At 59.8% G+C, this 25,704-nt stretch carries 24 protein-coding genes and 1 other RNA gene; 11 read left to right on the top strand and 14 right to left on the bottom strand.

The window, feature by feature from the left end; genetic code table 11:
- Positions 1-237: 237 nt before the first annotated feature.
- On the bottom strand, positions 238-456 hold the full coding sequence (locus C6382_RS22185; protein ID WP_107026460.1) for a helix-turn-helix domain-containing protein: 219 nt from the start codon (positions 454-456) through the stop codon (positions 238-240).
- A gap of 38 nt (positions 457-494) precedes the next feature.
- On the opposite strand from C6382_RS22185, the gene tnpB reads away from it, so the two are divergent.
- A complete protein-coding gene (tnpB, locus tag C6382_RS24810) occupies positions 495-596 on the top strand; it encodes an IS66 family insertion sequence element accessory protein TnpB (protein ID WP_146146927.1) in 102 nt (33 codons plus the stop codon).
- Positions 597-675: 79 nt separating this feature from the next.
- Here the strand turns inward: tnpB and C6382_RS22175 are convergent, their stop codons facing one another.
- The 10 genes from C6382_RS22175 to C6382_RS22135 form a co-directional block, all read right to left on the bottom strand.
- Positions 676-948 carry a YkgJ family cysteine cluster protein gene (locus tag C6382_RS22175; RefSeq protein ID WP_107026459.1) on the bottom strand — a complete coding sequence of 91 codons (273 nt, stop codon included), beginning with the start codon at positions 946-948 and terminating at the stop codon, positions 676-678.
- Positions 945-2,567, bottom strand: a complete 1,623-nt coding sequence (locus tag C6382_RS22170; RefSeq protein WP_218276279.1) for a DNA repair protein — start codon at positions 2,565-2,567, stop codon at positions 945-947. The genes C6382_RS22175 and C6382_RS22170 overlap by 4 nt, the downstream gene beginning before the upstream one ends.
- A gap of 66 nt (positions 2,568-2,633) precedes the next feature.
- Positions 2,634-3,734, bottom strand: coding sequence for a chemotaxis protein (locus C6382_RS22165; protein ID WP_107026457.1), 1,101 nt, complete (start codon positions 3,732-3,734; stop codon positions 2,634-2,636).
- Between the two features lie 26 nt (positions 3,735-3,760).
- Positions 3,761-4,798 (bottom strand): YafY family protein, encoded by a 1,038-nt coding sequence (locus tag C6382_RS22160; RefSeq protein WP_107026456.1) that lies wholly within the window; start codon positions 4,796-4,798, stop codon positions 3,761-3,763.
- Positions 4,799-5,101: 303 nt separating this feature from the next.
- Complete coding sequence (locus tag C6382_RS22155) at positions 5,102-5,311, bottom strand: hypothetical protein (RefSeq protein ID WP_107026455.1); 210 nt, start codon at positions 5,309-5,311, stop codon at positions 5,102-5,104.
- A gap of 492 nt (positions 5,312-5,803) precedes the next feature.
- Entirely contained in the window at positions 5,804-6,163 is a 360-nt protein-coding gene (locus tag C6382_RS24805; protein WP_371919652.1) for a DUF6538 domain-containing protein, read from the bottom strand.
- 114 nt (positions 6,164-6,277) lie between these two features.
- Positions 6,278-6,669: a transfer-messenger RNA gene (ssrA, locus tag C6382_RS22150) on the bottom strand.
- Between the two features lie 161 nt (positions 6,670-6,830).
- Positions 6,831-9,641, bottom strand: a complete 2,811-nt coding sequence (locus C6382_RS22145; protein ID WP_107026454.1) for an FAD-binding and (Fe-S)-binding domain-containing protein — start codon at positions 9,639-9,641, stop codon at positions 6,831-6,833.
- A gap of 80 nt (positions 9,642-9,721) precedes the next feature.
- Positions 9,722-10,867 (bottom strand): FMN-dependent L-lactate dehydrogenase LldD, encoded by a 1,146-nt coding sequence (lldD, locus tag C6382_RS22140; protein WP_107026453.1) that lies wholly within the window; start codon positions 10,865-10,867, stop codon positions 9,722-9,724.
- A 68-nt stretch (positions 10,868-10,935) separates the two neighbouring features.
- Positions 10,936-12,600: a lactate permease LctP family transporter gene (locus tag C6382_RS22135; RefSeq protein WP_107026452.1), complete on the bottom strand. Its 1,665-nt coding sequence runs from the start codon at positions 12,598-12,600 to the stop codon at positions 10,936-10,938.
- A gap of 253 nt (positions 12,601-12,853) precedes the next feature.
- Here C6382_RS22135 and C6382_RS22130 point away from each other — a divergent pair, with 253 nt between their 5' ends.
- Complete coding sequence (locus C6382_RS22130) at positions 12,854-13,621, top strand: GntR family transcriptional regulator (RefSeq protein WP_107026451.1); 768 nt, start codon at positions 12,854-12,856, stop codon at positions 13,619-13,621.
- A gap of 90 nt (positions 13,622-13,711) precedes the next feature.
- Here C6382_RS22130 and smpB read toward each other — a convergent pair whose 3' ends face one another.
- Positions 13,712-14,194: an SsrA-binding protein SmpB gene (gene smpB, locus C6382_RS22125; RefSeq protein ID WP_107026450.1), complete on the bottom strand. Its 483-nt coding sequence runs from the start codon at positions 14,192-14,194 to the stop codon at positions 13,712-13,714.
- Positions 14,195-14,310: 116 nt separating this feature from the next.
- Here smpB and C6382_RS22120 point away from each other — a divergent pair, with 116 nt between their 5' ends.
- Genes C6382_RS22120 through C6382_RS22110 form a run of 3 tightly spaced genes read left to right on the top strand, consistent with a single transcriptional unit; the run spans position 14,311 to position 16,448 of the window.
- On the top strand, positions 14,311-15,714 hold the full coding sequence (locus C6382_RS22120; protein WP_107026449.1) for a sodium-dependent transporter: 1,404 nt from the start codon (positions 14,311-14,313) through the stop codon (positions 15,712-15,714).
- Between the two features lie 7 nt (positions 15,715-15,721).
- Positions 15,722-16,156, top strand: a complete 435-nt coding sequence (locus C6382_RS22115) for a type II toxin-antitoxin system RatA family toxin (RefSeq protein WP_107026448.1) — start codon at positions 15,722-15,724, stop codon at positions 16,154-16,156.
- A complete protein-coding gene (locus C6382_RS22110) occupies positions 16,119-16,448 on the top strand; it encodes an RnfH family protein (RefSeq protein ID WP_107026447.1) in 330 nt (109 codons plus the stop codon). Before C6382_RS22115 ends, C6382_RS22110 begins: the two co-directional genes overlap by 38 nt.
- A 55-nt stretch (positions 16,449-16,503) precedes the next feature.
- On the opposite strand, the gene C6382_RS22105 is transcribed toward C6382_RS22110, so the two are convergent.
- Positions 16,504-17,043: an outer membrane protein assembly factor BamE gene (locus C6382_RS22105; RefSeq protein WP_107026446.1), complete on the bottom strand. Its 540-nt coding sequence runs from the start codon at positions 17,041-17,043 to the stop codon at positions 16,504-16,506.
- A gap of 97 nt (positions 17,044-17,140) precedes the next feature.
- Between C6382_RS22105 and fur the strand changes: the two genes are divergently transcribed.
- A complete protein-coding gene (fur, locus tag C6382_RS22100) occupies positions 17,141-17,545 on the top strand; it encodes a ferric iron uptake transcriptional regulator (protein WP_107026445.1) in 405 nt (134 codons plus the stop codon).
- Between the two features lie 65 nt (positions 17,546-17,610).
- On the opposite strand, the gene recN is transcribed toward fur, so the two are convergent.
- Entirely contained in the window at positions 17,611-19,284 is a 1,674-nt protein-coding gene (gene recN, locus C6382_RS22095) for a DNA repair protein RecN (protein ID WP_107026444.1), read from the bottom strand.
- A gap of 230 nt (positions 19,285-19,514) precedes the next feature.
- Here recN and grpE point away from each other — a divergent pair, with 230 nt between their 5' ends.
- The 5 genes from grpE (at position 19,515) to carA (ending at position 25,679) form a co-directional block, all read left to right on the top strand.
- Positions 19,515-20,069 carry a nucleotide exchange factor GrpE gene (gene grpE / locus C6382_RS22090; RefSeq protein WP_107026443.1) on the top strand — a complete coding sequence of 185 codons (555 nt, stop codon included), beginning with the start codon at positions 19,515-19,517 and terminating at the stop codon, positions 20,067-20,069.
- Between the two features lie 101 nt (positions 20,070-20,170).
- Positions 20,171-22,087: a molecular chaperone DnaK gene (gene dnaK, locus C6382_RS22085; RefSeq protein WP_107026442.1), complete on the top strand. Its 1,917-nt coding sequence runs from the start codon at positions 20,171-20,173 to the stop codon at positions 22,085-22,087.
- Between the two features lie 211 nt (positions 22,088-22,298).
- Complete coding sequence (gene dnaJ / locus C6382_RS22080) at positions 22,299-23,423, top strand: molecular chaperone DnaJ (RefSeq protein WP_107026441.1); 1,125 nt, start codon at positions 22,299-22,301, stop codon at positions 23,421-23,423.
- A 13-nt stretch (positions 23,424-23,436) separates the two neighbouring features.
- Positions 23,437-24,240 (top strand): 4-hydroxy-tetrahydrodipicolinate reductase, encoded by an 804-nt coding sequence (gene dapB / locus C6382_RS22075; RefSeq protein WP_107026440.1) that lies wholly within the window; start codon positions 23,437-23,439, stop codon positions 24,238-24,240.
- 302 nt (positions 24,241-24,542) lie between these two features.
- Positions 24,543-25,679 (top strand): glutamine-hydrolyzing carbamoyl-phosphate synthase small subunit, encoded by a 1,137-nt coding sequence (gene carA, locus C6382_RS22070; protein WP_010222969.1) that lies wholly within the window; start codon positions 24,543-24,545, stop codon positions 25,677-25,679.
- The last annotated feature ends 25 nt before the right edge of the window (positions 25,680-25,704 follow it).

The following is a 25,704-nucleotide window of genomic DNA, read 5'->3' as shown; positions in this document are numbered from 1 at the left end:
CATGACAGTCAGCAAACGGCCAAAAGCGCCACGCCAGGCTTAGGTCTTACCATATGCTGAGTAGCCCAGGCTGCACGTCACCGCTATCCGCATCGCGACGAAAACGACCGAGCACCGTGTCGACCATTCCTTCCACACTCCCTCTCACTTGAAATTCGCGTCGCAGCAATTTGGCGTCGCTCCCCTCATGGACAATGCGATAGATATGATCAAGGGCAGGCAGGCACTCTGCTGGTGCTATCCAATCAGCAGATCTGAGGGCGAGGCATCCAGTGCTGAGGCGTGCCTCCAGATGTTGTAAATCGTCACGTTCTTTTCTGAACGCTCAAGCATTCCAATGTAGGTGCGGTGTACGCCAGCACGCTCTGCGAGCGCCTCCTGAGAGAGGCCAAGTTCCAGGCGTTTGCGTCGAACATCTTCAGCGAACACAGCAACCACGGCCCTCGCCCGTGTCATCACCGTCTTCGGTGCTGTAAGGCACGCACTGCGTCTATCTGTTCGCCAACCGCCGTGCGAACTGGATGAGAGTGCTGGTGCATGACTCTGTCGGAATATGGCTGGCCGCACGCCGACTCAACCTTCGACCAAGCGGATAGGTTGCTGCAGGGCAGCGAAGTACGGTGTAGCTGGCGCAGGAAAGGGGGCGCAGTGCTCTTGTGAATGTGTCGGCTTAGTTCACTCCTGCGCCTGACGCTGCAGCAGCTTGCAAACCTCCACATTCACCTCTACAAACGTCTTCCAGTTGAACCGTTGTGCATAGTGCATCTGATACTGCCGGTCGACCCGGCAGATATCCGGCCGGGTCTCGTAGATCAGGCAGTGCTTGTCTGCATCACTGTAATGCCGGCAAGCCCCATCCCCCCGATCCAGATACTGCGTCTGTTCCGCCAGATGCACATTGCGGCAACACAGCCCGCACTGCGTACAGGGAAACGCTGGTAGGGTCATACCAGCGAAGCCAGCCAGTTGCGTGTGCTGGCCGCGTTACCTATCTCGAATGGCAACTCGATCCCTCGGGCCTCCACAACCTGCTGCAGTAACGCACTGCGCTGGATTTCGTCATTGCACGCCTCAAGCTCCTGGGTAAAGGCCTGCAATTCCTCCACGTCCAGGTTGAACTCCAACCGGCTCAACTCCAGAAGGTAGCGGTCCAGCTCCGCGTTGATCGCCTGGAACTCACGCACCGTGCCCGCGTGCGGCGTCAGCGATTCGATGAAGGCCCAGAGCTTGCGCGCCATCGTGCTGTGCAGCAGGAAGTAGTTCAGCCCCAGGGTTACCACGCCCGTCACCAGCGCACCCGCGAACGCGGCCAGCTCGGTGCCGAACGGGAAGCTCAGGAATGGCATCAGCTGGGTGTAGGCCATGGTGCCCACCACCGTGGCAACGCCCACCGACAGCAACGATGTCACCGCTTGGCACTGCTCCACGAAGCTTAGTTGGTCAGGGTTGAACACCATCAGTTTGACGGCCTTGACCAATTGGCCCCATAGCTCACGGACGATCTTGATCGCCATCGCCTGGGTGGTGGCAAAGATGTTGAACACGGTGGTGGTCAGGCTCCCTAGCACTCCGGCAAACACACCATCCTTGAACGCCACTAGGAAGTCGTTGAAACGCGCCTGTACCCGCTTCCAGATGCCCTTGAGCGACTCGCTGATACTGTCGACGAAGGCCTCCAGGCTAAACTTTTGCTTGAGCTTGTCCAGCAGGGCCGGCAGTTGCTCACGCAGTTCAAACCATACCTCCGCCATCACCAGCCCGAGCATTTGCCGGGTACCCATGGCCAATGCGGCAGAGCCCGTCACACGCGCGGTCTGGTGCAGGAACTTGCTGCTGGTGTAGTAGGCCGCGTTGATTTGCTGATCGTACGGCGCGCGGGCCTCGGCATCACGTTTGCGCATGCCTTCAGGGTCCACGGCCTTGAGCTCGCTGAGCTTGCTTTCGGTTTTGCGGATTTTGTCTTCCAGTGCGCGGGCTTCATGTTGCTGCTGCGCTGTTTCGCGCGGCATTTTCGTCAGGCGCACGCGGTCGCCGGCCAGCGATTTCTCGTGGTTGGAAATCAGACCCGGCAGCTTGTCCAGGTACTCGTTGATCGGCGTTTGCTTCTTCGACTTGTTGACCGTCTCGTGGGTGGTCTGCAAGTTGCTGCTCTGGTTGGCCAGCTCCACACCACTGAGCCCAGCCAGCACCCGCCCGGCATCATCGTGGATTTCCTTGGCGCTGATCACGTGGTCCAGGTTGCGCTGCTCATGGGCAGCCATCACCTTGTTGCGGTAAGGGTCCTTCAGTGTGCCTGCGGCCTGGCTGGCCTTGTCTTTCTGGCCAGTGGCGATGTAATTCGCATGTTGATGGTAGGGCGTGGAATTATACTCGCCACGCTGCTCGAAACCCTGCTTTTCTGCCTCGGTCGCCCATACGCCGTTGCGTACGTTGTGGATGGTGTCCACTTCGCCGCCGAGCTTGTCCTTGAACAGCAGGAAGTCCAGGCCGAAGCTGGTGGTCAGGCTGGTGATTACGGTTTTCTCGAGCTCTTCGGCCCAGGGGAAGTCTTGCGCTGCGGCGTGCATAAGGGCATCCATGACGAATGAGTGAAGGCGAAGCGAAGGCGGGGCCTTTCGGCCCCGCGCAGTACATCAGGCGGGTTCGACGCCCTGCGCCTTGGTCTTGGTTTCGCTGATCTGCTCGTCCAGCTTGGTGCTGTTGAGGATCATCGAACCATCGGCATCGGTAGCCATGACCGGGACGTCGTTCTTGTCCTTGACCACATTGCCGTTCACTTCCTTGACCCTGAACAGCGGGGTGGTGATCAGGTCGACCATGATGGCAGCCAGGGTATAACCGTTCTGGATCGCGCGCATGATGTTTGCGCTCATGCTGGCCATTTCAGCGTGAGGGTCGAGCTTGCGGGAACGGATGTCTTCGATACGGCGGGCTGCATACTTCAGATGTTCGAAGTACTTGTCGAACTGCCCGTACACCGACCTCAACACGTCATTGATGTCGAAGGCGTAATCTTCAGCCTTGCTCAGTTGTTGCTGGGCGTTCTTCAGCTTGGTGATCGAACTGTCCACTTCGCGGTCGGCCTTGTGAGCGTTCTTCAGCGCTTCATCGCCATGGCTGTCGTAAGCCCAGCCGGCGATGGCCAGTACCGGGCCTGCCACTGCGGCGCCAAGGATTGCAGTACCACCAGCCATGCCCAGGCCGCCAGTAGCGAGCGAACCGCCGCCGATTGCCGCCAGTGTTGCGTTGGTCGCCGCCACCCCGGCTAGCGAGGAGATGGCGGTGCCGGTGGAGGCCGCGCCTAGCGCCATTACGCCGCCATATACAGCAAAACCGGCCGCCGCGCCGGCAATACCTGCTCCTGCGGTGGCACCCAGCACGCCAACAGCAGTGTAGCTGTAGCTCTCGATGCTCTGCAGCTTGTGCTTCGGAATATTGATCTTCAGTTTGTCCTGGCGGTCTGCGTTGAGCTTGTCTAGCAAATCGTTGGCGAGGGTCTTGAACTCGTCGAACTTCTTGCCGATCTCTAGCTCTTCCCGGCCCAGGGCCTCAAGTGCCGCGTTAGTGGCTTTTTCCTGTACGTCGAACGCTTCCTTTTTATCGGCATAACGCGCTTTGGCAGCGTTGACGATGTCATCAGCTTCCGAGTGCTTCTGGTAGCCGTCGTAGCCTTTCTTGGCACCGTAGGCAGCACTGACCAGCGCAGCAGCGCCGAGGATGAGGGGAAGTGGCATGGCAATGTCCTTTTGAGTGTTGAAGATCAGGCAGGTTGCATTTGCGGGGGTGTTTGATTGTTCTGGTACAGCGCCTGCATCGAGTTCAGTCGCTCGCGCACTTCGTCCACCCACACCTGGGGCGCATGCAGGCGAATGTTTTCGTTCAGGGCGAAGATCCACCACAGCGTTTCGCGGTCTAGCGGCACTGTGGCGTGCAAGCGGTGCCAGCCCTGCTCGGAAACGCTACTCAAAGTCTGCTGCTGGCTCAGCGGCGTTTCGTGGAGCAGTGCAGCGATCTGCGGGCGAACATCGGCGATCAGCTCGACGTGGGCCTCGGCCTCTCGATAGCTGAAAACGCCGCTGGCGATGTAGGCATCCACGTCGAAGCTCTCATGTTCGTGCCCGGCCTCTTCGAGCACGCTCACTTCGGTGATCCGATGCAGGGCAAATTGGCGCAGGTCGCTATAGCCATTCACAGATGCCAGCAGGTAGCTCACCGCATGGCGCGACACCATGCCAGCCGGGTGCAGGCGAAAATGCTTGAGGTCACCTTTGCTGCGGCTGCGGTAGACCACTTCCAGCTGCTTGCGCTCCATTAGGCCGGCCGATACCTGGGCCCAGGTGTGTGCGCTGACTTGCGCTGGGATTAGGGTCTTGCCGTTGGGGAGTGAGCGAACCCGCTTTGCCCAGTCGGCCAGGCCGTTGCTACCCACGCCATTGAGGAAGTTGCGGGCCCGGCGAAACTGCGGACCCAACTGGTCCAGAACGCTTTGCGGCAGGATCGGGCTTAAGTGGCTTTCCGAGAGGAACAGCGCCAGTGCGGTGGGCGCGTCCATGTCTTCCAGCTTGAGCGGTGCCTCACGGGTGAAGCTCCAGCGGAAGGGCGTTTCGCTGTCGTCACATTGCAGGGAGAACGGGATCGACAACCGGCTCAAGTCACGCTGGACCGAGCGCAAGGTGACCGAGAAGCCTCTGTCACGGAGCTTTTCGAGCAGAGTAGAGGCTGCAATACGCTGAGGTTCGGTGGGTATCAGGCGTAGCAATGCAAACAGCCTGAGCAGCGTATCCTTCGCTTGGGACATGGTAACTACCTGGTTAAATGTCTCTACTGAGCGCCAGCAAACTGGCGTCAAGGTGGCGTGAATCCTACTCAAGTGAGTGGCTTTGTGCCACCAATTGTTCTGGGGGTGGGCTGGCATTTCGCTTTTTTTCAGTCAGTGGCAGCACGTTGCGCTTCGCGTTCGCGCTTCATTTCGCTGTATTCGCGGTAGAACGCGTAACCTTTGGTAAGCACCACGAAGAGTCCGATGGTAGCGAGCAAGTTTTTCATCGTTAGGCCTTCTGAAAATGTGGGTCATCGGTCGGCTGGCGCAGTTGGGTAAGATTCAGCCGTGGAGCTTCAGGAATTCCTCCAGCCGTGTTTTGAGCACTTCCTTGGGGGTAGCCGTGCGACGGTGAGGCGAAGGGGTATTGCAGGTGGGGCAGTGGGTGAACCAGTCGAGGTTCAGCACCAGCACGTCACTGCGTGGAAGGAAGGTCATCTTCCAAGAGCAGTACTGGCAGAAGAGGGTAAAGGGCGGGGGAGCAATAGACATGGCTGCACCTAATGATTACCAGATGCTGTCAGGATGGCAGTGGGGGGCGACAGCCTATGTCGTGCTTGCTGTGGTGCTTCGGATAGGTCCTGCTCATCTTGGGTGTGGTGCGTGAGAACAGTCATTACGCGGGCACGACGCTCTCTCTCCTCCAGGGTGCCACCGTGGTTGGCCTGCCCGCCTTTTGAGGATATGTCGGCTCTATCGCGCTCCAACTAGTGCTCCGATACCTGATAAAGCGTCCAGCTAGCCATTATTGGGTCATAGCTTGATGCGTGCTAGGAAGCCTCTCCTGCGGGTGCACTATTTGGTGTGAGGTCACGTAGTGTAAGTGCATCCCGGAGCTTGGGCAGAGCGGTTCGTAACTCGGTTGGCATGTAGGAACGAGAGATTTCCAGCAGTCGCTGTGCGAGCGTCTCTTGTGCGGTCGGGATGGGGCGGTTGTACCTGCCTGTCAGCAGTTCGGCAATGCAATGCCGACGCTGCTGTTCTTCAATCTCGACATCGGATAGCAACTTCTTCAGGTCTTTTCGAGAGGCTGGCAGGGGCCGACCACACTCCAGCATCTGTGCTCTGAGGGGCGGAATGCAGCTCTTCGTACAAGTCAAAGTCTTCTGGGCTGGGGTCGTAGTCTTTCTGCTCAGTCATTCGCAATGCTCTGTCGAAAATAGACTCAAAGCACACAGCATGCTGCCTAGCTCGCTTAAGCGCTAGTCGTTGGCTGTCGGTTTTGAGTGAGCGCCGGATTTCACGTTTGCCATCCACCAATGAGCGCAGGGCCGTAGGAATCACAATGCGAAAATAATAGGTCCCATGGCGGTTCAGGGTGAGGTATGTGGGACTGGATTTCATTCAGGGGCACCGAATTATGCCTCACGTGAATGTGACACCCTTGTGGCGCACTGGTCGAAAATGCCAGGTCCAGATAGCACAAAGCCCCATAAAATGGGGCCTGTGTAAGGAATTTGGTGGAACCGGGGGGATTTGAACCCCCGTCCGCCAGTGCTCCGCTGTCGGTACTACATGCTTAGCCGTGTCTATTGAGTTAATCCGCAGCCGCCCGACGGGCAGGGTGCTTTGGACGAGTTGTGTAAGTTTTAGCCGCTTCGTCCACAACGTACTGCACGGCGATCCTGTTCTGTATGACAATCACTTCGGGTTTACAGGCATCCCCTAGTGATTGCTGGAGCCGAAGCTACCAGGAGAGCGGGCTCAGCTGCTTACGCAGCGAGAGCGTAACCCTCGTAGTTTTCGTCATTGGCAACTATAGAAAGTTGCAACAGTGGATTTACGAGTTCTGTTACCAACTCGGCATGCACCTAGAGTTTCACTACCGGCGTCGAATCCTAATCGGCCCCATTTGTTGCACTCTAGCTGAAGCGCTTTTCAACGCTTAGGAGTCAGTATACGCCATTGCTCGGGCGACGTCGACTGCGGTTCCAGTCGCCCGATCACCTTGCTGGTGATGGCAATGCAATCCTTGTGGCCGATCTGGATGGACTGCGACACTTGCCACAGTTCAGAGGCTCCGAGACCGGGTCACGCGGTCCACCAGATAAACCAGTCCGTGATAATCGATCCCGCCATGATTGGACAGGCCGATCTCACAGGTGCGGCTGGTGGAAATCCCTTCGCCGCAGTACTGCACTGCGTCCTTGAGGCTGCGCAGCGAGTGAGCATTGAGCTCTGGGGTGGTGAAGCCCTTGTCGCCGGCAAAGCCACAGCAATGGATACCTTCGGGGATCACCACCTGCTTGCTGCAGCGTCGTGCCAGGTCAATCAGGGCCTGGCTTTCGCCCAGGTGCTGGGTGCTGCAGGTCACGTGCACGGCAATCGGTTCGTCCTGAGGGGTGAACTCCAGCTTGTCGATCAGGTGGGTGCGGATGAAGCGCACCGGGTCATACAGGTCCAGGCGGGTTTCGGCCAGGTCCTGTACCAGACGCAGGGTGCAGGGGCTGGTATCGCAGTAGATCGGATCAAGCCCGCCTCGGCTGGCATGCAGCAGTGCGTTGATCAGCTCCTGGCGCTTGTGTTCGGCCTGTTCGGCGTAGCCCTTGGAGGCAAAGGGCTGACCGCAGCACAGGTTGTCCTGGTTGTCCGGGAACACCACTTGATAGCCGGCTTTCTCCAGCAGGGCGCGGGTTTTGTCGAGCAGCGAGGTTTGTTCGCGATCGCTTGCAGCAGGGCCCATCACTCGCGACACGCAGGCTGCCAGGTACACCACCCGCGGTCGCGCATCGTTGCTTGCCGGGCTGAACGAAATGGCCTTCAGCGGTTGCGGCATGGCCGCCGTCCACTGCGGTAGTCGGCCGTGGCTGACCTTGCTGAGGCGGGCGCTGAGGCGACTCAGGCGCGGCGCGCCGAGCAACCTGCGTGCGCCATTGGCAGCCTGTAGGGTAAAGCGTGCACCACTGAGCGCGGTGTGAAAATTTTCTGCCAGCCAGTCGGCGGTTTTCACATGGTTGGCGTCCTGGCCGCGCAGTTTTTTCACCAGTTCACCGGTGTTGATCCCAACAGGGCAGCGCTGGGCGCACAAACCGGTGGCGGCGCAGGTGTCGATGCCCTGGTACTGGAAGTCACGTTCGAGCTGACGGGTATCGTTGCCCGCGCGTTTCTGCGCCTGGATATCGCGCCACATGACGATGCGCTGGCGCGGGCTGAGCGTCAGCCCTTTGGACGGGCACACCGGTTCGCAGAAGCCGCATTCGATGCATTTGTCGACGATCTCGTCGGCGGCCGGTAGCGGCTTGAGGTTTTTCAGGTGCAGTTGTGGATCGTCGGTCAGCACCACCCCAGGGTTGAGGATGCCGCTCGGATCAAGCAGACGTTTGAGCTGCCACATCAGTTGATAGGCGTCGCTACCCCATTCCAGTTCTACGAAGGGCGCCATGTTGCGTCCGGTGCCATGTTCGGCCTTGAGCGAACCGCCGTATTCAACGGCGACCAGTTGCGCGACGTCGTCCATAAAGGCTGAATAGCGCGCCACCTGCTGTGGCGAGTCGAAGCCCTGGGTAAAGACGAAGTGCAGGTTGCCTTCCAGGGCATGGCCGAAGAGGATGGCCTCGTCGTAGCCGTGCTTGTCGAACAGCGCGATCAGGCGGTTCACACCCTCGGCCAGTTTCTCCACAGGGAAGGTGACGTCTTCGATGATTACCGTGGTGCCGGTCTCGCGCACCGCGCCAACAGCCGGGAAGGTGTCTTTGCGGATGCGCCAGAGCTGGTTGTAGACCACTGGGTCTTCGCTGAAATCAACCTGCTTTTCCACCGGGAACCCGGCGATGGAGGCACTGATGTGTGCCAGTTGCTCGTGCAGCAGCGACTGCGTGGCGGCGCGGGACTCGATAAGCAGTGCACACGCATTAGCAGACAGGCTCTTCACCCACAGTGGCATGCCCTGCATGTTCTCCACCGAGCGCAGGCTGCGGCGGTCGAGCAGCTCAACAGCGGACACCGGCTGCTGCTTGAGCACCGGTACCGCGTTGCAGCAGGTCTCGACATCCGGGAAGACGATCAGCGCACTGGCCTTGTGCGGATGGTCCGGTACGGTGTTGTAGGTCACTGCGCTGATAAAACCGAGGGTGCCTTCGGAACCGACCATCAGGTGAGTGAGGATATCTACCGGGTCGTCGTAGTCCACGAGCGCATTGAGCGACAGGCCGGTGGTGTTTTTCAGGCGGTACTTGTGGCGGATCTTGGCTGCCAGCTCAGTGTTTGCGCGGGTCTGCCGGCCCAATTCGCCGAGCTGCTCGAGCAGCACGCCATGGCTTTCACGCAAGCGGGTGATGCTCTCGGGGATTTCGCTGTCGAGCAAGGTGCCGTCGGCCAGCAGCAGGCGCATGCCGGCGAGGGTGTGGTAGCTGTTCTGGGCGGTGCCGCAGCACATGCCGCTGGCGTTGTTGGCGACGATGCCGCCGATTTTGCAGGCATTGATCGAGGCCGGATCCGGGCCGATCTTGCGCCCGAACGGGGTCAGCCAGGCGTTGGCCTGGGCGCCGATCACGCCCGGCTGCAGGCGGATTTGCTTGCCGCCGTCACGGATGTCCCGGCCGTTCCAGTTGTCGCCCAACACCAGCAGCACCGAGTCGCTCACGGCCTGACCGGACAGGCTGGTGCCGGCAGCGCGGAAGGTGATCGCAACCTGTTGGGCATGCGCTGCCTTGAGCAGGGTGGCGACTTCGTCTTCGCTTTCGACGCGGATCACCAGCTTGGGAATCAGTCGGTAGAAGCTGGCGTCAGTGCCGAAGGCCAGGGTCGAGAGCGGGTCGTCGAAACGCCGCTCGCGGGGGATCAGGTGTTCAACCGTGTCGAGGAACGCGGCGGGCAGACTCATGCAATCTCCTCGCGGGACCGTGGCGTCTGGTGCGCCATGTGTCCCGGTCAATCAGGCGGTGATCGGTGCGGGCGCGGCAATCAGGCGCCCAGTTCGCGTACCAGCGAATCGCGGGTGATCTCGCTGATGGTCTTGGCGCCCGTGAGCACCATGGCCACGCGCATTTCCTTCTCGAACAGCTCCAGCAGGTTTTTCACCCCGGCTTCGCCTGCGGTGGCCAGTGCATAGAGGAATGCACGACCGATCAGCACGGTGTCGGCACCCAGAGCTATCATGCGCACCACATCCAGGCCGCTACGAATGCCGGAGTCAGCGAGGATCTTCAGGTCGCCTTTTACTGCGTCGGCGATAGCCGGCAGGGCACGGGCGCTGGACAACACGCCATCAAGCTGGCGGCCGCCGTGGTTGGAGACGACGATACCGTCGGCACCGAATTTCACTGCGTCCTTGGCATCCTGTGGATCAAGGATGCCCTTGATCACCATCGGACCATCCCAGAACTCGCGGATCCACTCCAGGTCTTTCCAGGAAATCGACGGATCGAAGTTGGCGCCCAGCCAGCCGATGTAGTCGGCCAGGCCCGTTGGGCTGCCACGGTAGGCGGAGATGTTGCCCAGGTCGTGCGGCTTGCCCAGCAGGCCGACATCCAGGGCCCACTGTGGGTGGGTCATGGCTTGCCAGACGCGGCGCAGCGGTGCATTCGGACCGCTCATGCCCGAGTGCGCGTCACGATAGCGGGCGCCAGGTACAGGCATGTCGACAGTGAACACCAGCGTCGTGACACCCGCAGCTTTAGCGCGCTCGAGGGCATTACGCATGAAACCGCGGTCTTTGAGGACGTAGAGCTGGAACCACATCGGGCGGTCGATGGCCGGGGCAACTTCTTCGATCGGACAGACCGACACCGTCGACATCGTGAAGGGAATGCCTTTGGCGGCTGCCGCACGAGCGGCCTGAACTTCGCCGCGCCGGGCGTACATGCCGGTCAGGCCGACCGGGGCCAGCGCCACCGGCATGCTCAGTGTTTCGTTGAACAGTTGGGTCTCAAGGCTCAGCTCGGACATGTTTTTCAGCACGCGCTGGCGCAGTGCGATGCTGGCCAGGTCTTCGACGTTGTGGCGCAGCGTGTACTCGGCGTAGGCGCCGCCGTCGGCGTAGTGGAACAGGAACGGCGGCAGCTTGCGTTGGGCTGCAGCGCGATAGTCGGTAGAGGCAGAAATGATCATGTGGTCTCGCTGCGTCGATTGTAAGGGCGGATGCCGGACGCGCGGAAACGCGTCCGGCCTCTGACACTTTAGTGAACCAGCATGCCGGTCAGCCAATAAGCCTGGACCAGGGTGATCAGGCCGACGATGGTGGCGAAGAACAGGCTGTGCTTGAGGGTGAAGCGGAACAGGTCGGATTCCTTGCCGACCAGGCCGGTGGCCGCACAGGCTACCGCGATCGACTGTGGCGAGATCATCTTGCCGGTCACGCCGCCGCTGGTGTTAGCCGCGACCAGCAGGGTGTCGTTGACCCCGATCTGGTGCGCAGTGGTGGCCTGCAGCGAGCTGAACAGGGCATTGGACGAAGTGTCGGAACCGGTCAGGAACACCCCCAACCAGCCGAGGAACGGCGAGAAGAACGGGAAGGCCGCGCCAGTGCCGGCCAGTACCAGGGCCATGGTCGAAGACATGCCCGAATAGTTGGTAACGAAGGCGAAGGCCAGGACCATGCCGATCGACAGGATCGGCCAGCGCAGTTCGAAGAAGGTCTCTTTCAAAGTGGTCAGACCAGTTTTGAGGTTGATCTTCAGGACCAGCATCGAGATCAGCGCCGAGAAGAAAATCGCCGTACCGGTGGCGGAAATCGGGTCGAGCTTGAACACGGCCGGAATCGCGGTCGGGGTAGCGACGATCGGGGCGGTCTTGATCACCAGTTGATCGAGGTGCGGGATGGCGAAGTTGAACACCCAGCTGTACATCGAACCGCCGGCAGCGAAGGCCGCCTTGAACGGCTTGAGGGTCCAGATAGTCACCAGCACGGTGAGGATCAGGAACGGCGACCAGGCTTTGAAAATCTCGCCGAAGCTGTACGGCGAAGGCTGACTGCCGCCTTTGACCACCGCTGCACCGACGCTGCCAGTGGCGTCAGCGAATGAACGCTTGGGCTGCCAGACTTTGAGGAACAGGGTCAGGGAAATCAGGCTGGCCAGGGCCGAGGTGATATCCGGCAGCTCCGGGCCGATGAAGTTCGAGGTGAAGTACTGGGTCACGGCGAAGCTCAAACCGGCCACCAGTGCGGCAGGCCAGGTCTCTTTGACGCCGCGCAGGCCGTCCATCATGAACACCAGCCAGAACGGTACGAACAGCGACAGCAATGGCAGCTGGCGACCGGTCATGGCGCCGATCTTGAAAGCGTCGATACCGGTTACCTGGCCGGCCACGATGATCGGGATGCCGAGGGCGCCGAAGGCCACCGGAGCGGTGTTGGCGATCAGACACAGGCCGGCGGCGTACAGCGGGTTGAAGCCCAGGCCGACCAGCAGGGCGGCGGTAATTGCCACTGGCGCACCGAAGCCTGCCGCACCTTCAAGGAAGGCGCCGAAGCAGAAGCCGATCAGCAATACCTGCAGGCGTTGGTCATCGGTAATCGACAGCACCGAGCTGCGGATCACTTCGAACTGGCCGCTCTTGACCGTCAGTTTGTAGAGGAACACCGCGGCGACGATGATCCAGGCGATTGGCCACAGGCCATAGGCAAAACCGTATCCGGCGGCGGCAAACGCCATGTCGGCAGGCATCTGGAAGGCGAAGATCGCTACCAGAATCGACAAGCCGAGGGTGATGCTGCCAGCGATATGGCCCTTGAGCCGGAACACCGCCAGGGCGAGGAAGAAGAACACGATCGGGATGACTGCCGCGAGCGCGGACAGGCCAAGACTACCAAGCGGGCTGTAGAGCTGTTGCCAGGTTTGCATATGGGGTGGCCCCTAATTGTTGTTGGTCAGCACTGATATTGGATAATTGGTAATACCAATTTACAATGTCGAGGCGCTAGGTTAAAAGCCTCGCTGTGGGTGTGTCAATTTGTCTCAAGAAAACTTTCGTCGGATGGGTGTCGGCGAAATGGCCTGAGCAGCAGGGAAAGTTGCAATCTGATGGGTGTCGGCAGGGAGCGGATAGGCCAGAATAGACAGCCCCGAACGCACTCGGGATTGTGGAGAGCATGTGATGGTTTTTGATCAGGTCCGCCAACGCCGTTTGTCCGACGATATCGTCGAGCGGCTTGAGGGGATGATTCTTGAAGGCACCCTGAGTGCCGGCCAGCGGCTGCCTGCCGAGCGGGCGTTGGCTGAACAGTTCGGGGTGTCGCGACCGTCACTGCGCGAAGCGATCCAGAAGCTGGTGGCCAAGGGCCTGCTGGTCAGTCGCCAGGGTGGCGGCAACTATGTGGCTGAGGCGTTGGGTTCGACCTTCAGCGATCCGCTGTTGCAGCTGTTGGAAAGCAACCCCGAAGCCCAGCGCGATTTGCTGGAGTTCCGACATACCCTGGAGGCATCATGCGCCTATTACGCGGCAATCCGCGCAACCGAGCCTGACCGTCAGCGGCTCAAGGCAGCGTTCGATACCTTGCAGGATTGTTACGCTCGCTCTAGCGAAGTAGATCGGGCTGAGGAGGGCGCGGCCGATGCGCGCTTTCACCTGGCGATCGCTGAAGCCAGCCACAATGCAGTGTTGTTGCACACCATTCGTGGTCTGTTTGATTTGCTCAAGCGTAACGTGGTGACCAACATTGGCGGCATGTATAAACGGCGCGTGGAAACCCGCGACATGCTGATCAGCCAGCACCGGGAGCTGTACCTGGCAATCGTGGAAGGGCGGGCAGAGGATGCTCGCGAAGTGTCCAGCCGACACATTCTGTATGTGCAGGAAGTGCTCGATGAGGTGCGTCAGGAAGTGCAGCGAACGGCACGGGCGGAGCGCCGTAGCGGACGCTGAAGCTATCGCGGGGCAAGCCCGCTCCCACCGGATTTTAGTGATCCGGGTAGGAGCGGGCTTGCCCCGCGATGAAGGCGTCTCAGACTGAAATCAGTCTTCCTTGCCCTTGTTGCGCACCGCACGCTGCAATTCGCGATCAGAATCACGCTCGCGCTGGGTATCGCGCTTGTCGTATTCCTTCTTGCCCTTGCCCAGCGCGATCTCGCACTTGATCAGGTGTTTGCTCCAGTAAATCGACAAGGCCACGCAGGTGTAGCCCTTTTGCTGCACGGCAGCATGCAGGCGCTCCAGCTCTCGACGATTGAGCAGCAGTTTACGGGTGCGTGTCGGGTCGGCAATGACATGCGTACTGGCGGCCGTCAGCGGCGTGATATGGCTGCCCATCAGCCAGGCCTCGCCATCTTTGAGCACCACGTAACTGTCGGTCAGGTGCGCCTTGCCGGCACGCAGACTTTTTACTTCCCAACCGGACAGGACCAATCCGGCCTCGAACTTGTGCTCGATGAAGTAATCGTGTCGCGCCTTTTTATTCTGCGCGATGGTCCCTGTCGGATGTTTCGTTTGTTTAGCCATAGGGGCGGCATTATAGGCAGTCGTTGCGCTGTCGGCTACGGGGTAGCAGTGCGCTTGAGCCTGTGAGGTGAATCCCGGACAATGCGCGCTCTTTTTTTCCACAGTTGAGCGTGTTGATGTCGACGGACAAGGTTTCTGTCCATGGTGGCTGGGCCAGTCGCTGGGTATTCGTACTGGCGGCGACCGGTGCTGCGGTGGGCTTGGGGAGTATCTGGAAATTCCCCTACATGGTCGGCGTCTACGGGGGCGGTGCCTTTGTTCTGGTGTTTCTGGCCTGTATCGCCTTGATCGGTATCCCGGTGATGCTGGCCGAGACCCTGATCGGCCGTCGCACCCGGCAAAGCCCGGCCAACGCCTTGCGTGACCTGGCGCTAGAAGCCGGGCACTCGCCGCGCTGGTCCTGGTGGGCATTCGCCGGGATGGTTACGGCGTTGCTGATCCTGTCGTTCTACAGCGTGGTCGGTGGCTGGTCGTTCGACTACATCATCAATATGGGCAGGGGTGACTTTCAGGGGGTGACGGCTGATCAGGTCGGTGGTTACTTCAATGGTGTGATCAGCGACCCTTGGCGCCTGATGCTGTGGCACAGCCTGTTCATGCTGCTGTCGGCGCTGGTCATTGCCCGTGGGGTGGTGGCGGGATTGGAGAAAAGCTTGCGGGTCATGATGCCGCTGCTGTTCCTGCTGCTGGTGATCCTGTTGGGGTACAGCCTGACAACCGGGCACTTCATGCAGGGCCTGCATTTCATGTTCGACTTCGACACCGCGCGCCTGCTCGATGGCTTGTTGCCCGCCATGGGGCATGCCTTCTTTTCGTTGAGTGTCGGTGTTGGCTCGCTGTTGATCTACGGGGCCTACATGCCGAAAGGTGCCTCAATTGGCGGCACCATCGTTGCTGTTGCCCTGCTCGATACCTTTGTTTCGCTGCTGGCAGGCCTTGCCCTGTTCCCGATCGTGTTCGCTGCCGGCCTGAATCCTAGCGAGGGTCCGGGCCTGATGTTTGTTGCCTTGCCGTTTGCCTTCGGTAATGTGGCCTTTGGCCAATTGATGGGCGTCGTATTCTTTGTTCTAGTGGCCGTTGCTGCCTGGAGCTCGGCGATTTCCCTGCTTGAGCCCATGGTCGCCTACCTGGTGGAGCGCACCGGCGTGCGACGTGGCTGGATCACTACCTGGCTGGCCTTCAGTTGCTGGCTGGTGGGGCTGGGTACTGTGTTTTCGTTCAATATCTGGCAGCAGGCACGCTTTTTCGTCAATGACGGCAGTGGTTTTCAGCTCTACCAGTGGGGTGCGAGTGGTGGGCTGGACTTCTTCGGCGTGATCGACTTTTTTACCTCGCGGATCATGTTGCCGCTGGGTGGATTGTGCTTTGTGATATTCGCGGGTTGGATCATGGGGCGTGAGGCGGTGCGCGATGAATTGGCAATGCGCAGCCCGTTGCTGTTTGCTCTGACTTTCTTCTTGATGCGCTATGTGGCGCCCCTCGGCATTCTGGTTGTGTTTGCCGCTCAGCTTTGGAAGTGACACCTGGATGACTACCCATATTCAACGTTCGGCCCTGCTGCCCTATCCGGCCCAGGCGTTGTACGACCTGGTCAACGATGTTGCGCGGTACCCGGAGTTCCTGCCCTGGTGCTCGTCCAGCACGGTGCTTGAGGTCAATGACACGCTGATGCGCGCCAGCCTGGAAGTAGCCAAAGGAGGAATGAGCCAGAAGTTTGTCACCCGTAATGTGCTGGCACCCGGGCAATCCATCGAGATGAACCTGGAGGAGGGACCGTTCAATCAGTTGCACGGTCTGTGGATCTTCAAACCCTTGGGCGAGAAGGCCTGCAAGATCAGCCTGGACCTGTCTTTCGACTACGCCGGACCGCTGGTGCGGGCGACTCTTGGGCCGCTGTTCAATCAGGCGGCCAATACCCTGGTCGATGCCTTCTGTCAGCGGGCCAAACAACTTGCGGGTTGAAGTGGTTTACGCCACGGCCGAGCAGCAATGGTTGCTGGCTGTGGAAGTGGCGCCCGGCACGACACTGCGTGAAGCGGTGCGCTTGTCGGGTATCGCCGAACAAGTGCCGGGTCTGGATGTCGATGCGTGCCCGCTCGGCATCTTCGGCAAGGTCGTCAATGAGGCTGCACAGCAGGCGGTCGCTGAAGGTGATCGCATCGAGTTGTACAGGCCTTTGCTGATCGACCCCAAGGAGGTGCGCAAGCAGCGCGCCGCCAAGGTGGCGAGGGTTTTCAAGAAAGCCAAGCGCTGAATTGCAGGCAAAGAAAAACCCGGAATATCCGGGCTTTTCTTTGCCTGCAGAATACTTACTGCGGCGAGCTTTCCAGTGGGGCAGGGGTCGGTACCGGAATCGTTTCGATGGTATCGACTTCGCGCTGGATCTTTTCTTCCAGGGAGCCTGGCTTGGCCGGGGTTTCCTTGACCTGCTCAACCGGCTCGGTGGTAGTGTCTGGCTGTGCTGGGCTGACGCTGGTGTCGCCGCTGCCGCCAAGGATTTCCTGGTCGCGGCTGACGCCTGGCATGAAGTCGCCGGACAGGCTGACCAGTTGATCGTTCTCGTTGAAGAAAATGCTCATGCGCTCCTGCTGGCGTTGGCCGCCACCAGGTTGCAGGCTGTACAGGTAATCCCAGCGATTGGTGTGGAAGGTATCCTGGATCAGCGGGTTGCCCATGATAAACCGTACTTGCCGACGGGTCATTCCGGGGCGTAATTGGTCTATCATGTCTTGCGTGACGACATTGCCCTGCTGGATGTCGATTTTGTAAACCCCGGGGAACGAGCAACCGGCGAGTGCGAGCAGTCCCACAAGGGTGAGGCTGGTTAGCAAGAGCTTGGTGTTTTGCATCGGTGGGCGACTTCCACTATCTTGGCTGGACAACGTAAACCCCGATCATACCCGTATTCAGAGAAGCTGCGAAGCAGCATCGGCGAGAAAGCTGACCATGGTTGAAAATAGCGAACTGCGCAAAGCCGGTCTCAAGGTGACACTGCCTCGAGTAAAAATTCTACAGATGCTCGACTCTACCGAGCAGCGTCACATGAGTGCTGAAGATGTCTACAAGGCGCTGATGGAGGCAGGCGAGGATGTCGGTCTGGCCACGGTCTACCGTGTTCTGACCCAGTTCGAAGCTGCCGGCCTGGTAGTGCGCCACAACTTCGATGGCGGCCACGCTGTGTTTGAACTGGCCGACGGTGGTCACCACGACCATATGGTCGTCGTGGACTCCGGTGAAGTCATCGAATTCTTCGACAGTGAAATCGAGAAGCGCCAGAAGCAAATCGTGGAAGAGCACGGTTTCGAACTGGTTGACCATAATCTGGTCCTGTACGTGCGCAAGAAAAAGTAAGCTGAAGTTTCTTGCTGCACAGCATCAAGGGCGACCCTGGGGGTCGCCTTTGTGCTTTCTGGGTATCAGCCCTTGCTGGTGACCACCATCTTGCGGGCGTGGGCCAGGGACTCCTTGGTCAGGTCGATACCGCCGAGCATTCGTGCCACCTCTTCGACGCGTTCACGCTTGCCCAGGTTGGCCACGGCGGTATGCGTGGCATCGCTGTTACGCACCTTGTGGACAAACAGGTGGTGATGGCCTTGGGCGGCCACTTGTGGCAGGTGGGTCACGGTCAGCACTTGGCCGCGCTCACCCAGGCGCCGCAACAATTGGCCGACAATCTCTGCAGTCGGGCCGCCGATCCCGACATCGACTTCGTCGAAGACCAGGGTCGGGATGCGTGAGGTTTGCGCGGTGATGACCTGGATGGCCAGGCTGATCCGTGACAGCTCGCCCCCGGAAGCGACTTTGGCCAGGCCCTTGAGCGGTTGGCCGGGGTTGGCGCTGACCAGCAGTTCCACCTGCTCCAGGCCGTGAGGCGACAGCTCGTCGCTGCCATTGGCATGCAATTCGATGCTGAAGCGACCGCCGGGCATGCCCAGGCGCTGGATTTCCTGTTCGACCGCGCCTGCCAGCTGGCTGGCGGCCTGGACGCGCAAGGCGCTCAGTTCGCCGGCCTTGTCCTGGTAATGACGGGCAAAGGCGGCCAGTTCCTCGCCAAGGCGCTCAATGGACTCGTCATTGGCATTCAGGCCTTCGAGCTCTTCCATCAGCCGCTGTTGCAGGTTGGCCAGTTCGGTCGGGTGCACGCGGTGCTTGCGGGCGAGGGTATAGATACTGTCGAGACGTTCTTCGAGTTGCTGCAGGCGCGCCGGGTCGGCGTCAAAGTGATCAAGGAAGCGGTTTAGCTCGCCGACTGCCTCTTCAACCTGGATCTGCGCGCTGGCGATCATAGTGGCGGCTTCGCCCAGTGCTTTCGGCGCATTCTGCACCGCAGTCAGGCGATTGAGGCTGGCAGTCAGGGCGTTGAGTACGTTCCCTGAGTCGTTTTCGCTGCAGTGATCGATCACCTGGCGGCAAATACCAAAGAGTGCTTCGGCGTTGGTCAGGTTCTTGTGTTCCTGCTCCAGATGCTCCAGCTCGTTCTCGCCCAGGCCGAGGTTGTCGAGTTCTTCAAGCTGATAGCTCAGCAATTGATGCTGTGCCCGCTGCTCGTCGCCGGAGTTGGACAGGCGCTCCAGCTCCTGGCGGGTCTGGCGCCAGCGCTGGGCGGCCAGTTGCACCTGGCGGGCGAGGTCGGTGGCGCCCGCGTACTCGTCGAGCAGGCGGCGGTGGGTATCGGACTTCAGTAGCGATTGGTGTTCGTGCTGGCTGTGGATATCTATGAGCAACTCGCCGAGGGCCTTGAGGTCGCCGAGCGGGCAGGGCGTGCCGTTGATGTAGCCGCGGCTGCGGCCTTCGGCGGTGATCACCCGGCGCAGGATGCACGGGCCATCGTTGTCCAGGTCACGTTCAGCCAGCCAGGTGCGCGCCTCTGGGATGTCCGCCAGGTCGAAGGTGGCGAGGATGTCGGCCTTATCGGCACCAGGGCGCACCACGCCACTGTCGGCACGATCACCCAGGGTCAGGCCCAGGGCGTCGAGCATGATCGATTTGCCAGCCCCGGTTTCACCGGTGATGACGCTCATCCCGCGGGCGAGCTCGAGGTCCAGGTGTTCGACGATGGCATAGTTGTGTACGGACAGGTGCACCAGCATTGGGGCGGCTCCCAGGCGTTAAGTCTGGTTATTTATACAGTGTTTTCAAATCCGCTGACAATGCTGTCGTTTAGTTCGATTTGGTTATCAGGGCACGGTTCTGATTGCAATGGGTTATGAGCGAATGCGTGCGCGCTGCTTTGTAGCCCTTGAACCTGGGTTTTGCGACCCCATATAGGCGGCAGAAGCGCGAGTAATGCTCGCAGACCTTATTCGAGAGGAGAGATTTTATGGCTGACGAACAGCTGGATGAACAGAATCTGAACGCCGAAGCGACTGGCGACCAAGAGCTGAGCGCCCGCGTGCAGGTGCTCGAAGAGCAGCTGGCGGCGGCCCAGGATCAATCCCTGCGTACCGCCGCCGACCTGCAGAACGTGCGTCGTCGCGCCGAGCAGGACGTAGAAAAGGCGCACAAGTTCGCCCTGGAAAAATTCGCCGGTGACCTGCTGCCGGTCATCGATAGCCTCGAGCGTGGTCTGGAACTGTCCAGCCCTGACGACGAAAGCATTCGTCCGATGCGTGAAGGCATCGAGCTGACCCTGAAGATGTTCCACGACACCCTCAAGCGCTACAACCTTGAGGCCATTGACCCGCACGGCGAGCCCTTCAATGCCGAGCACCACCAGGCCATGGCTATGCAGGAAAGCGCCGAAGTCGAGCCCAACAGCGTGCTCAAGGTGTTCCAGAAGGGCTACCAGCTCAACGGTCGCTTGCTGCGTCCGGCCATGGTCGTGGTCAGCAAGGCTCCGGCAACGGTTTCGCCGTCGATTGACGAGCAGGCTTGAAATCGTTTCGGGCGCCCCCATCTAGGTGTCAAGCATTCAAGTATTACCGCAGTTAGCCAGTACTGCTGCGGCAACCAAATTCAAGTTTCGGGAGAGTTAACATGGGTAAAATCATCGGTATCGACCTGGGGACCACCAACTCCTGCGTCTCCATCCTGGAAAACGGCAACGTCAAGGTTATCGAGAACGCTGAAGGCGCGCGTACCACGCCGTCGATCATCGCTTACGCCAACGATGGCGAGATCCTGGTTGGTCAGTCGGCCAAGCGTCAGGCTGTCACTAACCCTCACAATACCCTGTACGCGGTTAAGCGTCTGATCGGCCGTCGCTTCGAAGAAGACGTCGTGCAGAAAGACATCCAGATGGTGCCGTACAAGATCGTCAAGGCTGACAACAACGACGCCTGGGTCGAAGTCAACGGCCAGAAAATGGCGCCGCCACAGATCTCGGCCGAGATCCTGAAAAAGATGAAGAAGACCGCCGAAGACTACCTCGGCGAGCCTGTTACCGAAGCGGTCATCACCGTTCCGGCCTACTTCAACGACAGTCAGCGTCAGGCCACCAAAGATGCCGGTCGCATCGCCGGTCTGGACGTAAAACGTATCATCAACGAACCAACCGCAGCCGCTCTGGCCTACGGTATGGACAAGGCCAAAGGTGATCACACCGTGATCGTTTATGACCTCGGTGGTGGTACCTTCGACGTTTCGGTGATCGAAATCGCCGAAGTTGATGGCGAGCACCAGTTCGAAGTATTGGCCACCAATGGTGACACCTTCCTCGGTGGTGAAGACTTCGACATTCGCCTGATCGACTACCTCGTCGACGAGTTCAAGAAAGAAAGCGGCATGAACCTCAAGGGTGACCCGCTGGCCATGCAGCGCCTGAAAGAAGCCGCTGAAAAGGCCAAGATCGAGCTGTCCTCGAGCCAGATGACCGACGTCAACCTGCCGTACATCACTGCAGATGCCACCGGTCCTAAGCACCTGAACGTGAAGATCTCCCGCGCCAAGCTGGAGTCACTGGTCGAAGACCTGGTTCAGCGCACCATCGAGCCTTGCCGCATCGCCATGAAAGACGCCGGTATCGACGTCAGCAAGATCGACGACGTGATCCTGGTCGGCGGTCAGACCCGTATGCCGCTGGTACAGAAAGCGGTTACCGATTTCTTCGGTAAAGAAGCGCGTAAAGACGTCAACCCTGACGAAGCCGTGGCCATGGGTGCTGCTATCCAGGGTGCGGTACTGGCTGGTGACGTCAAGGACGTACTGCTGCTGGACGTCAGCCCGCTGACCCTGGGTATCGAAACCATGGGTGGCGTGATGACCGCGCTGATCGAGAAGAACACCACCATCCCGACCAAGAAGTCGCAGGTGTTCTCGACGGCCGATGACAACCAGAGCGCTGTGACCATTCACGTGCTGCAGGGTGAGCGCAAGCAGGCTGCACAGAACAAGTCCCTGGGCAAATTCGACCTGGCCGAGATTCCACCAGCACCACGTGGCGTGCCACAGATCGAAGTAACCTTCGACATCGACGCCAACGGCATCCTGCACGTAGGCGCCAAAGACAAGGCGACTGGCAAGACTCAGTCGATCGTGATCAAGGCCAACTCCGGTCTGTCGGATGAAGAAATTCAGCAGATGATCCGTGACGCCGAAGCGAACTCGGAAGAAGACCGCAAGTTCGAAGAGCTGGCCGCTGCCCGTAACCAGGGTGATGCACTGGTTCACTCGACTCGCAAGATGGTCGCTGACGCAGGTGACAAGGTCACTGCCGAAGAGAAAACCGCGATTGAAGCTGCTGTTGTGGCGCTGGAAGCTGCGATCAAGGGCGACGACAAGGCTGTCATCGACGCCAAGGTCGAAGAGCTGTCGAAAGTGTCGGCTCCGGTTGCTCAGAAGATGTACGCCGAGCAACAGGGCGACAAGCCACAGGCTGACGCGCAGCAGGCCGAAGAAGCTAAGCACGACGACGTCGTCGATGCTGAGTTCGAAGAAGTCAAAGACAACAAGTAATTGCTACAGGTTGTCGGCCGGTTGACTGCTTTCTAGCGGTTGGCTGGTAGGATGTCGCCGCGCGGGGGCTTGCTCCCGCGTTGGCGTGTCTGCAATACCCGAATTTTTACAGCATCTGTCAGGCCTTCTGGAGGCGAAACAGGCGGGTGCTGGCGGCACAGCGCGGAATGCGCAGAGGTTTGCCGAACGTCCTCAAGAGTGCAAAAGACTTATGGCAAAGCGTGACTATTACGAAGTTCTGGGAGTTGAGCGCGGCTCCAGTGAAGCGGACCTGAAGAAGGCCTATCGCCGCCTGGCGATGAAGCATCACCCGGACCGTAACCCTGATGACAAAGAGTCGGAAGAGAAATTCAAGGAAGCCAACGAGGCTTACGAAGTGCTCTCCGATGCCAGCAAGCGCGCCGCCTATGATCAGTATGGTCATGCCGGTGTTGACCCAAGCATGGGTGGCGGCGGTGCCGGCTTTGGTGGCGCGAACTTCTCCGATATTTTCGGTGACGTGTTCAGCGACTTCTTCGGTGGCGGCCGTGGTGGTTCGCGCGGTGGCGCCCAGCGTGGCAGCGACCTGCGCTACACCCTGGAGCTGAATCTGGAAGAGGCGGTGCGTGGTACCACGGTCAATATCCGTGTGCCGACACTGGTCAACTGCGAGCCGTGTGACGGCTCCGGGGCCAAGAAGGGCTCGTCGCCTTCGACCTGCCCGACCTGTGGTGGTATTGGTCAGGTGCGCATGCAGCAAGGCTTCTTCTCTGTTCAGCAGACCTGCCCGCGTTGCCATGGCCAGGGCAAGATCATTACTGATCCGTGCGGTTCCTGCCACGGCGAAGGTCGTGTCGAAGAGTACAAGACCCTTTCGGTCAAGGTGCCGGCCGGTGTTGATACGGGTGATCGTATCCGTCTGTCCGGTGAGGGTGAAGCCGGTTCTCATGGTGGTCCGACCGGTGATCTGTACGTTGTGATCAACGTGCGCGAACACCCGATCTTCCAGCGTGACGGCAAGCACCTGTACTGCGAAGTGCCGATCAGCTACACCGATGCCGCCTTGGGTGGCGAGCTGGAAGTGCCGACCCTCGATGGTCGGGTCAAGCTGAAGATTCCGGAAGGTACCCAGACCGGCAAACAGTTCCGTCTGCGTGGCAAAGGTGTTGCACCTGTTCGCGGTGGTGGGGCGGGTGACTTGATGTGCCGTGTTGCGGTGGAAACACCGGTCAATCTCAGTCGTCGCCAGCGTGAGCTGCTCGAAGAGTTGCGCGATTCGCTGGAAGGCGACAGTTCCCATTCGCCGAAAGCCAATGGCTGGTTCGAAGGCGTTAAGCGCTTCTTCGGCGACTTGTAAGAAGGAATAGGGCATGCGACGTATAGCGGTAATGGGTGCGGCAGGGCGCATGGGCAAGACCCTGATCGAGGCGGTGCAGCAAACCCCGGGTGCCGGGTTGACCGCGGCGATCGATCGTCCGGACAGTTCGCTGGTCGGTGCTGATGCTGGTGAGTTGGCGGCGCTGGGCCGGATCGGCGTACTGCTGTCCGACGATCTGGCCAAGGTTGCTGACGAGTTCGACGTGCTGATCGACTTCACACACCCGTCGGTAACCCTGAAGAACCTGGCGTTCTGCCGCAAGGCGGGCAAGGCCATGATCATCGGCACCACTGGCTTCAGTGTCGAAGAAAAGCAGTTGCTGGCTGAGGCGGGCAAGGACATTCCGATTGTCTTCGCCGCCAACTTCAGCGTTGGTGTCAACCTCAGTCTCAAGCTGCTGGATATGGCGGCTCGGGTATTGGGTGACGATGTCGACATCGAGATCATCGAAGCTCACCATCGGCACAAGGTCGATGCGCCGTCGGGTACTGCGCTGCGCATGGGCGAAGTTGTCGCCAATGCGTTGGGGCGTGATCTGCAGGAAGTGGCGGTCTATGGTCGCGAAGGTCAGACCGGTGCCCGTGATCGTCAGACCATCGGTTTTGCCACCGTGCGTGCTGGTGATGTGGTAGGTGATCACACCGTGCTGTTTGCTGCCGAGGGAGAGCGCCTGGAGATCACTCACAAGGCTTCCAGTCGTATGACCTTTGCCAAGGGCGCGGTACGTGCCGCCCTGTGGCTGGACGGGCGTGAGCCTGGCCTGTACGACATGCAGGACGTGCTCGACCTGCGTTGACCTGCGTCACATCCCTTGTGGGGGCGGGCTTGACCCGCGATTGCGGTTTGCCTGTCACATCGCTATCGCGGGTCAAGCCCGCTCCCACAATGCCCTCCCAATGCGCCCTGTCGCATTCCTGCGTCTTTCAGGCACATCAGTGGTAGACCAAAAAAGCGTTTTTCTGTAAGCTACAGCTTTAGTGTGTCCACTAAAAGCGCGCAGATAATTCGATTAAGAAAGCGGGGTGACGTATCTATACGTCATTCCGCTTTTTTGCAACCTGCGATCGCCCCTTCAGGCTAGATTTACGGGAGGTCTTCTTGACTAAGCCAGCCATACTCGCCCTTGCCGATGGCAGCATTTTTCGCGGTGAAGCCATTGGAGCCGACGGACAAACCGTTGGTGAGGTGGTGTTTAACACCGCAATGACCGGCTATCAGGAAATCCTGACTGACCCTTCCTATGCGCAGCAAATCGTTACCCTGACTTACCCGCACATCGGCAACACCGGCACCACGCCGGAAGACGCCGAGTCCGATCGTGTCTGGTCGGCCGGTCTGGTGATTCGCGACCTGCCACTGATTGCGAGCAACTGGCGCAACAAGCAGTCGCTGCCTGACTACCTCAAAGCCAACAACGTAGTAGCGATCGCCGGTATCGACACGCGTCGTCTGACGCGCATCCTGCGTGAGAAGGGCGCGCAGAACGGCTGCATCCTGGCCGGCGACAACATCAGCGAAGAGGCTGCAATCGCCGCCGCTCGCGGTTTCCCTGGTCTCAAGGGCATGGATCTGGCGAAAGTTGTCAGCACCAAGTCCAGCTACGAATGGCGCTCCAGTGTCTGGGAGCTGAAAACCGACAGTCACGCGACCATTGAGGCTGCCGAGCTGCCGTACCACGTGGTTGCCTACGATTTTGGCGTCAAGCTGAACATCCTGCGCATGCTGGTTGCCCGCGGCTGCCGCCTGACTGTGGTGCCGGCGCAAACCCCGGCCAGCGAAGTCCTGGCACTCAATCCGGATGGCGTGTTCCTGTCCAACGGCCCTGGCGATCCGGAGCCATGCGACTACGCGATCCAGGCGATCAAGGACATTCTCGAAACCGAGATCCCGGTGTTCGGTATCTGCCTCGGTCACCAGCTGCTGGCCCTGGCCTCCGGTGCCAAGACCGTGAAAATGGGTCATGGCCACCACGGTGCCAACCACCCGGTCCAAGACCTGGACACCGGTGTGGTGATGATCACCAGCCAGAACCACGGTTTCGCGGTCGATGAAGCAACCCTGCCGGGTAATGTCCGTGCCATCCACAAGTCGCTGTTCGACGGTACCCTGCAAGGTATCGAGCGCACCGACAAGAGCGCGTTCAGCTTCCAGGGTCACCCTGAAGCCAGCCCGGGCCCGACGGATGTCGCGCCTCTGTTCGACCGTTTCATCGATGCCATGGCCAAGCGCCGCTGAGCACCTGGCGAGAAGGCCCTGGACC

This window comes from Pseudomonas sp. BBP2017 (assembly GCF_003024385.1).
In the GTDB taxonomy this organism is placed as follows: Bacteria; Pseudomonadota; Gammaproteobacteria; order Pseudomonadales; family Pseudomonadaceae; genus Aquipseudomonas.
The sequence above is the reverse complement of the archived record's forward strand: the minus strand, read 5'-3'. Positions and strand labels throughout refer to the sequence as shown.